The following is an 11,536-nucleotide window of genomic DNA, read 5'->3' as shown; positions in this document are numbered from 1 at the left end:
AGTGAAGCAAAGCGGTGAAGCTAAGCAGTGAAGCGAACGCCGCGACACCATGTCGCGGCGCTATCATGTCCGATCCCACTCCGGCGGTACTGTCATGCAGACCTTCCATCAGCTGTTCGACGAAACCTCGTCCACGTACACCTACCTGCTGATCGACGCCGCCACGCGCGAGGCGTTGCTGATCGACCCGGTCGATCACCAGCTAGAGCGCGACCTCGCGCTGCTGCAGGCCAGCGGCGCCAGGCTGGCATGGGTGGTGGAAACCCATGCGCATGCCGACCACATCACCTCCGCGGGCCATGTTGCACTGCAAACCGGCGCGCACACGGCGGCGCCGTCGGGCTGCGATATCCGCCCAGCGCAAAAGCAGCTGATCGACGGCGATACGCTGCAGTTCGGCACGCAGACGCTGCGCGCCATCCACACGCCGGGACACACCGCCGGCAGCATGAGCTACCTGTGGGAAGAAGCCGCGCCGGCGGGCCCGGTGCGCCGCGTCTTCACCGGCGACACGCTGCTGATCGACGGCTGCGGCCGCACCGATTTCCAGTCAGGCGACGCGGGTACGCTGTACGACAGCCTCACGCAGAAACTCTTCAGGCTGCCCGACGACACCGTGGTCTATCCCGCCCACGATTACAAGGGCCGCACCCAGTCCACCATCGGCCAGGAACGCGCGCACAACAGCCGCGTGGCCGGCCGCACGCGTACCCAGTTCATCGAGATGATGGGGCAGCTCAACCTGCCAAAGCCCAAGCTGATCGACGTGGCGGTGCCGGCCAACCAGCGGCTTGGCTTGCGGGACGGGGAACGGGTGCCGCATGGGGCGTGATGAACCCGCACCGTTCCGGTAGCCCGCCGGCCCGGAACAAGCGACAAGCACTTCAACGGAGAGCAGAGCATGGCCGAATACACCGCAGAAATCCTCTGGCAGCGTGGCGAGCAGGACTTCCTCGGCAACCGCTACAGCCGGAAGCACCGGCTGCGCTTCGATGGCGGCATCGAGGTACCCGGATCGTCATCGCCCCATGTCGTGCCGCTGCCCATGTCGGATGCCGCGGCCGTCGATCCGGAAGAGGCGTTCGTCGCCTCGCTCTCCAGCTGCCACATGCTGTGGTTCCTTTCCATTGCGGCCAAGCACAGGTTCTGCGTGGACCGCTATTTCGATGCGGCGGTCGGGACCATGGCAAAGAACGCCGAGGGCAGGATGGCGATGACGGTGGTCACGCTCAGGCCCGAGGTCACCTTCTCCGGGGAATGCCAGCCTACCCGCGAGGAGATCGCGCACCTGCATCACACGGCGCACGAGGCCTGTTTTATCGCCAACTCGGTCAAGTCGGAGGTGCGCTGCGAGCCGGTGTACGCCGACGCGCAGAGCTAGGCAGTGTCCTGGTGTCACCCTGCTGGCGGGCTGGCGGCCTCGGCCGGCGCAACCGCAGCCGCAGCCGTCGGCCGCCTGCCGCCACCAGCAGGCGCCCTCAGCTCGCCCAGCTGTCGCAGGTCTGCCTGACCGTCTCGCGCAGGCTGCGCGTGTCGGCATCGATCTGGCGCACGCGTTCGGCGTCGCCGTTGCGGCTTTGCGCCAGCGTGCGGATATTGGCCAGCGCATCGAGCGAGCCGAGCGCTTCCGCGTGCGGCACCAGCGCGTCGCAGATCGACATGATGTGATCGGCGATGGGCATGCGCGTCAGTTCGTTGGGATGCACGTATTCGCCTTCCAGGCCGAAGCGGCAGGCCTGGAAGCGGTTGAAGGTGTAGACCAGGTAATCGTCGTCGTGCGGCATGAAGGGGCGCGACAGCAGCAGGTAGCGGGCCAGCGCCTGGATATAGGCGGCGATATCGCAGGCGCGGCCCACCGTCAGCGGCGTGTCCATCACGCGGACCTCGATGGTGCCGAACTCGGGCTTGGGGCGGATATCCCAGTAGAAGTCCTTCATGCTTTCGATCACGCCGGTATTGCGCATCTTCTCGAAGTAAGCGGTGAAGGCATCCCAGGTAAGCAGGAACGGCGCGCGCCCGCTCATCGGAAAGGCCGCGACCGAGTTCAGCCGCGCCGAGGCGAAGCCGGTATCCACGCCCTGCACAAAGGGCGACGAGGCGGCCAGCGCGATGAAATGCGGCACGTAGCGGCCGATCGCATGCAGCAGGAACAGCGATTCGTCGGCGCTCGGGCAGCCGATATGCACGTGCTGGCCGAACACGGTGAACTGCTTGGCCAGGTAGCCGTAGAGTTCGGAGATGTACTGGTAGCGGGGCGAATCGGAAATGGTGCGGTCAGCCCATTGCTGGAAGGGATGGGTGCCGCCGCCGCAGATGCCGAGATTGAGCGAATGCGAGGCTTCCACCATCAGGTCGCGCATGGTGCCGAGCTCATCCAGCGCCTGTGCATAACTATGGCAGATGCCGGTGCTGATCTCGATCATCGACGGGCTGATCTCCGGCTTGATGTCGCCGGCATGCTGTGCGCCTTTCAGCGCACGCAGCAGGTCCGGCGCGAACGGCGCCAGGTCGTAGTCGTGCCGGTTGACCAGCTGCAGCTCCAGCTCCACGCCAAAGGTCAGCGCCTCGGAGTGCTTGAACGGTTCCAGTGACATCAGCGCCCTCCTCCATTGCCTCTGACCTCGCCGGCATAGCGAAGTGCCCAGGCGGCCAGGGCAGGCCCCAGCAATTGCTCGATCGCCAGCGCGCACAGGATGATGGCGGCCAGCGGCTCGCCGGTGCCGGGGTACAGCCGCGCGACATCGCTCATCAAAAGGTAGGCCAGGCCCGACATGGGCGCCAGCGCAAGTCCGAGGGCCACGCATTGCTTCAGGCTCAGGCCCGAGAAGGAGCCCAGCGAGGCCACGCCCACCAGTTTGGCGATGTGGCGCAGCAGCACCAGCACCACCGCGGCGCTGCCGCCGATGGCCCAGTCGTGCACGGTCAGCGGCAGGCCGAGCGAGACCACCATCACGATGATCAGCAAACTGCCGGCGCTGCCGAAATGGGCCGGCCAGACGCGGGGCTGGCTGTCCTGGTGCTTGAACACCACGCCGGCCAGCATCAGCGTGAGCGGCATGGAGAGCTTGAGCACGCGCGTCAGCGCCAGCGTGAACAGCACCAGGCCCACCAGCACCAGGAAGCTGTAGTGATCGTCCGACGCCATGCGCGCGTAGATGGCGTGCCCCAGCTTGCCGATGCCCCAGGCCAGCAGGCAGGACCCCGCCAGCAGGTATAACGGATGGAGCAGCGCGGCGCCCAGGTTGCCATACTCGGAATGCAGCCAGCCGGTGGCCACCTGCACGATGGCGGCGGCGTAGATGCTGTTGAGGGCCGCCATGGCGAGCAGGCGCTCGGTGACCTGGCCGTCGGCGCGCAGCTCGTTCTTCAGCTGCAGCACGATGGTGGGGGATGTGCTGACGGCGATGCCGCCGGCCAGGATGGCCACCGCCGGGCTCACGCCCATCCATTGGAGCACCGCGGCCACCAGGCCCCAGGTCAGCAGGCTTTCAAACGCACTGGTGAAGAGCAGCCAGCGGTTGGCCCGCAGCCAGGTGATCGACAGGCGGTGGCCCAGCTCGAACAAGGCCAGCGCCAGCGCCATGTCGATCAGGATGCGGCTCTGCGCGATCATGTTCTCGTCGACGATGCCGCGGCCCAGCATGCCGGCCAAGAGGCCCGTGGCCGCGTAGCCGACGATGCGGGGCAGCCGCAGGTACATGCGGCATATCTCGCCCGCCAGGCCCGCGCCCACCAGCGCCAGCCCGACCCAGAAAAGCCCGCCCGGTGCCAGGGGCAGGCTTGGAAACAATTGGCTCAGTCCATTCATAGATGACATGGTAGCGGAGGCACATGACATTCCATGTCAGAGTTTGTCCGACACCGCACGGAAGTTGCTGGCAACGTGATGCGTTCAGACGTAAAAAAACGCCATCTTACGGGGATGGCGTTTCTATTGCCGCTGAAGCGGCGGGTACGGGCGCTGCCGGGGACTAGACGCCCCAGAACTTCCATGCCGGGCGGGTTGCGCGCAGACTGGCTTCCACGCGCGTGAAGAGCGTGCGCGTCTTGCCTTGCGCGGCGCCCTGCGCGCGCGCCTTGTCGAAGTAGGCCAGCGCGGTTTCGCGCTGTTCCAGCCCCAGCGCGGCCTCGACCGCGCCAAGGTAGGCGTCGCCATCCCAGCGGTCGCGCGCGGCAAAGGCGGTCTGGAAATCGGTCAGGGCTTCGGCATATTGCTTCTCGCCGTTGCGGATCAGGGCGCGCTGCACGCGCGGAAAGGCCTGGTCCCAGGGATCGCCGGCGGTCAGCGCGATGGCTTGCTCGAACAGCGGCAGCGCCCGCTCCGGCGCGCCCAGGTCGCGCCAGATCAGGCCGAATTCGTTGCACAGCCACGCGTCCTCGATCAGCAGGGCACGGCGCTGCAGCACCTCGATCTCGGCCAGCGCATCGGTGCGGTCGTGCTGATCCATGCCGCCAGCGGCGTTGCGCAGCAGCCCGGCGAAGTGCGCGCGGGCGTGCGCCAGCGCATGCGCGGTCTGGCTACGCTCCTCGACCGGCAAGGCATCGGCGCGCGCATCGACGTGCGCCAGCGCGTCGCGCGCCGCCGACATCACTTCCGCTCCCCCGATCGCCTTCCAGGTGCTCATCAGCCGGCTGAACACCCAGCCCACATTGGACGGATCGCGTTCCAGCGGATAGCGGTTGAGCACATCGCCCGCCACTTCCACCGCCTTCGGGTGCTGGCCAGCCGCCTCGAGGCATGCGAGCAGGTCGATCCAGTGCTCGATGAATTCGCTGGCCGCAATGCCTTTCTCGCGCAGGGCGATGCGCTCGGTGCGCAGGTCCGCGCCCTCCAGCCGCTGCGCCAGGTTGTGGCACAGCAGCGAGTAGAGATGGGGATCGGCATCGTCATAGCCGCCTTCGCCGGTGGCGAAGTACTTCTCGAAGCGCGCCAGGCCCAGCCGGTAGCCCTTGATCAGCTGCGGCGCGAGCGCGGCCTCGGCGGCCGGCACGGCGGCCATGAATTCGGCCAGTGCCACGCCGGCGTGGTAGTAGCCGGTGGCATCGGTGGCGCCCTCGGCGAAAGCGAAGCGCAGCCACGGCTCTGCCTCGCCGGCCTGGTGGCGCCATTCCAGCTCGCGCACCTGCGCCTTCGGGTCCGGCACCTGGCGCTGATAGGTGGCCAGGTCGTCCCAGGCGCCGTCGAGGTCGCCGGCACGATAGCGCAGCGGGGCCCGGATGCGGCGCGCCTGGGGGTGATCCGGCTGGCTGGCCAGCACGATGCCGGCCTGTTCGGCGGCAAAGGCGTCGCCAGCGGCTTCGTCGAGCTCGAGCAGTTCCGGGTTGTCCAGGCCAATCCGCGCCAGGCACAGCCGCAGCATCGGCTCGGCCTGCTCGCCGGCGGCATGCACATACGCCAGCGCCTGGCCGAGGATATCCGCCGCGCCAAGGTCCGGCGCCCGGTACAGCAGGTCATACCAGTAGGCGCCGGCGGCAGCGTAGTCGCCCAGCCGGTAGCGCACCAGCCCCGCATGCAGGCGGGCGCTCCACTCGCCCGAGGACAAGCCATTACGCAGCGCAGCTTCCTCCAGCCACGGCAGCGCTTCCTGGAGGCGCTCCATCCCCATCAGCAGCATGCCGTAGCGGTGCGCGATCACCCCGCGCGAGGACCAGCGGTGCGCCGGGTGCAGCGCCAGCCCGGGCAGCTTTGCCAGCGCCGCGTCGAGCACGGCAAAGGCGGCTTGCGCGTCGCCCCGGTCGTAATGCAGGCGGGCCCGCAGGCAATCGAAATCCACCACTTGCGGCTGCGCCAGCGAAAGCTGGTCGAGAATGACCAGCGCTTCATCGTAGCGCTCGGCGTTGGCTAGCTCGATGGCGTGGTCGTAGCTGACTTCCTGCACGGACACGGACTGCTCCTTCTGGGTGGATGTGCGAGTGCGGGATTATGCGCCATCGGCGCTCTGCACTGCTTGTGAAAACAAGGGGCGATTCTGCCGTTCCGTCAACGCCGGGCACCTGCCCGTTTCGCGCGCGGGCCAAAAGCGGCAACGCCACCCCACGGGGTGGCGTTGCCGCAACTACCAGCCGCAGCGTGCCTTACTTGCCGCCAACCGTTTCCAGCACGGTCCACTTGCCGCCGACTACCTTGTAGACGGTGATACCACCGTCCTTCAGGTCGCCGCGCGCGTCATAGGCCAGGGTTTTGGAAGTCACGGCCGGCATATTGGTGGCCGCCAGCACCGGCAGGTAGCGGGCCGGATCGGCCGAGCCTGCCTTGATCATGGCGGTCATCATGGCCGTGGCGCCGTCGTAGGCATAAGGCGAGTAGGTCTGGACCTTGCTGCCAAAGCGCTTTTCGTACTTCTTCTCATAGGCGAGGCCGCCGGGCATCTGCTCCAGCGGCAGGCCGGCCAGCGACACCACGGTGCCGTCGGCGGCAGGGCCGGCCAGCTTGAGGAAGTTGTCGGTCTTCGACATTTCGCCCGACACCACCGGGGACTTCATGCCGAGTTCCTTGACCTGCTTGGCCATCGGCGCGGACTGGGTCTCGGCGCCGCCGAAGAAGATCACGTCCGGGTTGCTGCGCTTGATATTGGTCAGCACGGCCTTGAAGTCCACCGCCTTGTCGTTGGTGTACTCGCGGCGCACGATCTTGCCGCCGGCAGCCTTGGCCGCCTTTTCGAACTCGTCGGCCAGGCCCTGCCCGTAGGCGGTGCGGTCGTCGACGATGGCGATATTCTTGGCGCCCAGCTTCTTCACCACGAACGCACCGATCACCGAACCCTGCTGGGTGTCGGAGGTCATCATGCGGAAGGTGGTCTTGAAGCCCTGGCGGGTGTACTCGGGCGCGGTGGCCATGGCGATCTGCGGAATGCCGGCACGGTTGTACACCATCGACGCCGGGATGCTGGTGCCGGAGTTGAAGTGGCCCAGCATGCCCTGGATGCCGCCGTCGACCAGCTTTTGCGCGACCACCGAGCCGGTCTTGGGGTCGGCCGCGTCGTCTTCGGAGAGCAGTACGAACTTGACGTCCTTGCCGCCGATCTTGGGCTTGGTCGCGTTCATTTCCTCGATGGCGAGGACGATGCCGTTCTGCATGTCCTTGCCATACTGTGCCTGGCCGCCGGTCATCGGCGCGGCGAAGCCCAGCTTGATCTCCTGAGCCTGTGCGAAAGCTGCCGAAGCGGCGCAGAGGCCGGCGACGGACAGGGCAACGGTCAGGGCCGTCTTGTGGAAAGTCGAGTTCATCAGTTCTCCTTGGTGGCTTTTGAATAGCCTTGCTGCGCTTTTGGACGCGTCCGGGTGTGGCGCGAAACGCTCCCCGATTTCAATGACGCGGGACTTGCGGGATCGCCGCTCGCCTCGCGTCCCTCCGATTGACGGCCGGCAGGTCAGCCGATCGTCATCAAACTGGCATTGCCGCCCGCAGCCGCCGTATTGACGGACAGCGAACGCTCGATCAACAAACGTTCGATCGCAATATTCGGTTCACCGTGCGCCAGCCCTTGCACCGAAATGATCGGGCCGGAACGCGTGGCCAGCTGTTCGCAGACGGCGCGCAACTGGTCGGAATCGCCGTGGTGCAGCACCGCGTCGAAGCTCGCGTCACCCGCGGCCCAGTCCGTTACCAGACGGACGCGCGATTGTACTGCCTTCGGCAAGCGTGCAAACAGCGTGTGCGCCATGGGGCTTTCAGGCCACACAGCCTGGCTTCCGGCTGCCAGCACCGCTGCCAGCTGGGTGGCCAGGTCGGCCTCCTGCTGGGCCAGACACAGCACCGCGGCGCGCGGCAGCAGAGTGTAGGTGTTGCGCTCGCCGGTGGGGCCGGGCAGCGTCACCGACAGGCCTGCGGGCGACGCCGCGGCAAAGCGCTCGCACACTGCCGCCAGTTCCGGCAGCGCCGCACCTTCGCCTTGCGCCCATGCCTTCAGCGTGCCCAGGGCATCGGCCACCATGCTGCGCACCGGGCCGGCATCGTCGGCGCCGCCAGGCACATCCGAGGCGCGCACGGCGCGGGCCACGGCGTCCTGCGGGCAGACCGAGAGCAGGCGGTGCAGGTAGAGCGGGCCGCCCGCCTTGGGGCCGGTGCCGGACAGGCCTTCGCCGCCGAAGGGCTGCACGCCCACCACCGCGCCCACGATATTGCGGTTGACATAGAGATTGCCGACCTCGGCCCGTTCGACGATATGCGCGATGGTCTCGTCGATGCGGGTATGGATGCCCATGGTCAGGCCGTAGCCGGTACCGTTGATCTGCTCGAGCAGCGGGTCCAGGCCGGCGCGCTCGAAGCGCACCACATGCAGCACGGGGCCGAATACCTCGCGCTGCAGTTCTTCGATGCTGTCGAGTTCGATCAGCGTGGGCGAGACGAAGGTGCCGTGGCGGCAGGCGGCACTGGCGGCGCCGTCCGGGCGGGCCTGGTGGACGCGGCGGCCCTTGGCGCGCATGGCGTCGATATGGCGCAGGATGTTGTCGCGCGCTTCTTCGTCGATCACCGGGCCGACGTCGGTCGACAGGCGGTCCGGGTTGCCCATGGCCAGTTCGTCCATGGCGCCCTTGAGCATCGCCAGCACGCGGTCGGCCACGTCTTCCTGCAGGCACAGCACGCGCAGCGCGGAGCAGCGCTGGCCGGCCGAGTCGAAGGCGGAGTTCACCACATCGCCCACCACCTGCTCGGCCAGCGCGGACGAGTCGACGATCATGGCGTTCTGGCCACCGGTCTCGGCGATCAGCGGGACCGGGCGTCCGGCGGCGTCCAGGCGGCCTGCCACGCTGCGTTGCAGCAGGCGCGCCACCTCGGTGGAGCCGGTGAACATCACGCCCTTGACGCGGGCGTCGCCCACCAGCGCGGCGCCCACGGTCTCGCCGCGGCCCGGCAGCAGTTGCACCGCGCCGGCCGGCACGCCGGCCTCGCGCAGCAGGCGCACGGCGCGTGCGGCAATCAGCGGGGTCTGCTCGGCGGGCTTGGCCAGCACGGTGTTGCCGGCGGCCAGCGCGGCCGCGACCTGGCCGGTAAAGATGGCCAGCGGGAAATTCCACGGGCTGATGCAGACCACGGGGCCGAGCGGGCGGTGGGTATCGCTGGAGAAGGTTTCCCTGACCTGGGCGGCGTAGTAGCGCAGAAAGTCCACCGCCTCGCGCACTTCGGCGATGGCGTTGGAGAAGGTCTTGCCGGCCTCGCGCACGATGGTGCCCATCAGGGACTGCATCTGCGCTTCCATCAGCTCGGCGGCGCGCTCCAGCGCGGCGGCACGGACCTCGGCCGGGGTCGCCTGCCAGATCGGCGCGGCGTTGACGGCGGCCTGCAGGGCGGCTTCCACCTCGGCCATGCTGGCTTCGGTAACGTGGCCGACCACGTCGCGCAGGTCGGACGGGTTGCGCACCGGCGCGGGCTGGACGGCATCCTCGCCGGCCGCGGCTTCCACACCCAGCAGCGGCACGGCGCGCAGCGTCTCGCTGGTGCCGGCCAGCAGCGCCGACGACAGCGAAGCGAGGCGATGCTCGTTGGAGAGGTCGATGCCGGCGGAATTGGCGCGCGACTCGCCATACAGGGTGCGCGGCTGCGGGATGCGCGGGTGCGGCAGGCCGAGGGTGCCTTCCTCGGCATGCATGCGCTCGACCACCGTCACCGGGTCGGCCACCAGTTCGTCCAGCGAGATGGTCTCGTCGGCGATGCGGTTGACGAAGGAGGTGTTGGCGCCGTTTTCCAGCAGGCGGCGCACCAGGTAGGCCAGCAGCGTCTCGTGCGTGCCCACTGGAGCGTAGATCCGGCACGGGCGGTTGAACTTGCCGTCGGCCAGCGGGCCAACCACCTGGTCATACAGCGGCTCGCCCATGCCGTGCAGGCACTGGAACTCGTACTGGCCGGGATAGTAATTGTGGCCGGCGATCTGGTAGATGGCCGCCAGCGTGTGGGCGTTGTGGGTGGCGAACTGCGGGTAGATGGCGTCCGGCACCGACAGCAGCTTGCGCGCGCAGGCCACGTAGGACACGTCGGTATAGACCTTGCGCGTGTAGACCGGATAACCCTCCAGCCCGTCCACCTGGGCGCGCTTGATCTCGCTGTCCCAGTACGCGCCCTTGACCAGGCGGATCATCAGGCGATGGCGGCTGCGGCGGGCCAGGTCGATCAGGTAGTCGATCACGAAGGGGCAGCGTTTCTGGTAGCCCTGCACCACGAAGCCGATGCCGTTCCAGCCGGCCAGCTCGGGCTCGAAGCACAGGCGCTCCAGCAGGTCGAGCGAGATTTCCAGGCGGTCGGCTTCCTCGGCGTCGATATTGATGCCGATGTCGTACTGGCGAGCCAGCAGCGTCAGCGACTTCAGGCGGCCGTACAGCTCGCTCACCACGCGCTCGTGCTGCGCGCGGCTGTAGCGCGGATGCAAGGCCGAGAGCTTGATCGAGATGCCCGGGCCTTCATAGATGCCGCGCCCGCGCGAGGCCTGGCCGATGGCGTTGATGGCCTGCTCGTAGGAGGCCAGGTAGCGCCGCGCGTCGGCCTCCGTCATGGCCGCCTCGCCCAGCATGTCGTAGGAGTAGCGGAAGCCCTCGGCCTCGTACTTGCGCGCGTTGGCGAGCGCCTCGGAAATGGTTTCCCCGGTGACGAACTGCTCGCCCATCAGGCGCATCGCCATATCCACGCCCTTGCGGATCAGCGGCTCGCCGCCCTTGCCGATGATGCGGGTGAGCGCCTTGGAAAGGCCCGCCTCGTTATGGGTGGCCACCAGCTTGCCGGTCAGCAGCAGGCCCCAGGTGGCGGCGTTGACGAACAGCGACGGGCTCTGGCCCAGGTGCGACTGCCAGTTGGCGCCGCTGATCTTGTCGCGGATCAGCGCGTCGCGGGTGGCCTTGTCGGGGATGCGCAGCAGCGCTTCGGCCAGGCACATCAGCGCCACGCCTTCCTGCGAGGACAGCGAGAACTCCTGGATCAGGCCCTGTACCAGCCCTTCGCGCCCCGTGCCCACCTTGCGCTCGCGCAGCCGCGTGGCCAGGGTCCTGGCCATGGCGAGCGCTGCCTCGGCCTGCTGCCGGGGCAGGCGGGCCTGTTCCAGCAACACCGGCACGCACTCGGTTTCCGGGCGCCGGTAGCCGGCGGTGATGGCCGCACGCAGCACCGACTGCGGCTGCACGCTCTGGGCGAATTCCAGGAAGGGCTGCGGTGCGCCTTCACCAGCCGCGCCGTCGAATCCATCGGCGCCTTCGGCGATACCCTCGCTCCCCGCACCTGCGGCGCCGGCCTCATGAGGCAGATGGCCCCGCTCGACTTGTTCCAGATAGGTGAAGATGGCTTGCTTGATCAGCCAGTGCGGCGTGCGGTCAATCGACTGGGCAACGCGCTTCAGGCGTTCGCGGGAAGCGTCGTCCAGCTTGACGCCGAGGGTGGTGGTGGCCATGCGCTTGATTCTCCGTAAGACGCGGACGCTGGCCCCCCGGTGCATTCGGGAAACCTGCAGATTGGCGCGATCATACTCCGGCAAAAACCAACGGTGCAACTAGGTACAACCACCATGCTCGGCAGCCAATGACGGTTGCACCACATCTTGTGCCACGCTGCCTC

7 protein-coding genes are annotated in these 11,536 nt (G+C 67.8%); 2 read left to right on the top strand and 5 right to left on the bottom strand.

From position 1 onward, the window contains the following. Positions 1–94: 94 nt before the first annotated feature. Entirely contained in the window at positions 95–832 is a 738-nt protein-coding gene (locus AC3FOF_RS12945) for an MBL fold metallo-hydrolase (protein WP_017230607.1), read from the top strand. Between the two features lie 69 nt (positions 833–901). Further along, a complete protein-coding gene (locus AC3FOF_RS12940) occupies positions 902–1,381 on the top strand; it encodes an OsmC family protein (RefSeq protein WP_488726825.1) in 480 nt (159 codons plus the stop codon). A 97-nt stretch (positions 1,382–1,478) separates the two neighbouring features. Here the strand turns inward: AC3FOF_RS12940 and AC3FOF_RS12935 are convergent, their stop codons facing one another. The 5 genes from AC3FOF_RS12935 to putA form a co-directional block, all read right to left on the bottom strand. Next, positions 1,479–2,594 (bottom strand): YbdK family carboxylate-amine ligase, encoded by a 1,116-nt coding sequence (locus tag AC3FOF_RS12935; protein WP_017230609.1) that lies wholly within the window; start codon positions 2,592–2,594, stop codon positions 1,479–1,481. After that, entirely contained in the window at positions 2,594–3,817 is a 1,224-nt protein-coding gene (locus tag AC3FOF_RS12930) for a cation:proton antiporter (RefSeq protein WP_035817331.1), read from the bottom strand. The genes AC3FOF_RS12935 and AC3FOF_RS12930 overlap by 1 nt, the downstream gene beginning before the upstream one ends. A 154-nt stretch (positions 3,818–3,971) precedes the next feature. Further along, positions 3,972–5,885 (bottom strand): tetratricopeptide repeat protein, encoded by a 1,914-nt coding sequence (locus AC3FOF_RS12925; RefSeq protein ID WP_488726824.1) that lies wholly within the window; start codon positions 5,883–5,885, stop codon positions 3,972–3,974. A 190-nt stretch (positions 5,886–6,075) separates the two neighbouring features. Further along, positions 6,076–7,227 carry a branched-chain amino acid ABC transporter substrate-binding protein gene (locus AC3FOF_RS12920; protein ID WP_017230611.1) on the bottom strand — a complete coding sequence of 384 codons (1,152 nt, stop codon included), beginning with the start codon at positions 7,225–7,227 and terminating at the stop codon, positions 6,076–6,078. A gap of 143 nt (positions 7,228–7,370) precedes the next feature. Continuing rightward, positions 7,371–11,372 (bottom strand): trifunctional transcriptional regulator/proline dehydrogenase/L-glutamate gamma-semialdehyde dehydrogenase, encoded by a 4,002-nt coding sequence (gene putA / locus AC3FOF_RS12915; RefSeq protein ID WP_488726823.1) that lies wholly within the window; start codon positions 11,370–11,372, stop codon positions 7,371–7,373. Positions 11,373–11,536: the final 164 nt, after the last annotated feature.

Source organism: Cupriavidus sp. 96C5-1 (genome assembly GCF_057798855.1).
Note: the sequence above shows the minus strand (reverse complement) of the source record. Positions and strands in the feature narration are given on the sequence as shown.

Coding starts and splice junctions, on each gene's coding strand:
- AC3FOF_RS12945 (WP_017230607.1), top strand. CDS start 95: ATGCAGACCTTCCATCAGCTGTTCGACGAAACCTCGTCCACGTACACC.
- AC3FOF_RS12940 (WP_488726825.1), top strand. CDS start 902: ATGGCCGAATACACCGCAGAAATCCTCTGGCAGCGTGGCGAGCAGGAC.
- AC3FOF_RS12935 (WP_017230609.1), bottom strand. CDS start 2,594: ATGTCACTGGAACCGTTCAAGCACTCCGAGGCGCTGACCTTTGGCGTG.
- AC3FOF_RS12930 (WP_035817331.1), bottom strand. CDS start 3,817: ATGTCATCTATGAATGGACTGAGCCAATTGTTTCCAAGCCTGCCCCTG.
- AC3FOF_RS12920 (WP_017230611.1), bottom strand. CDS start 7,227: ATGAACTCGACTTTCCACAAGACGGCCCTGACCGTTGCCCTGTCCGTC.
- putA (WP_488726823.1), bottom strand. CDS start 11,372: ATGGCCACCACCACCCTCGGCGTCAAGCTGGACGACGCTTCCCGCGAA.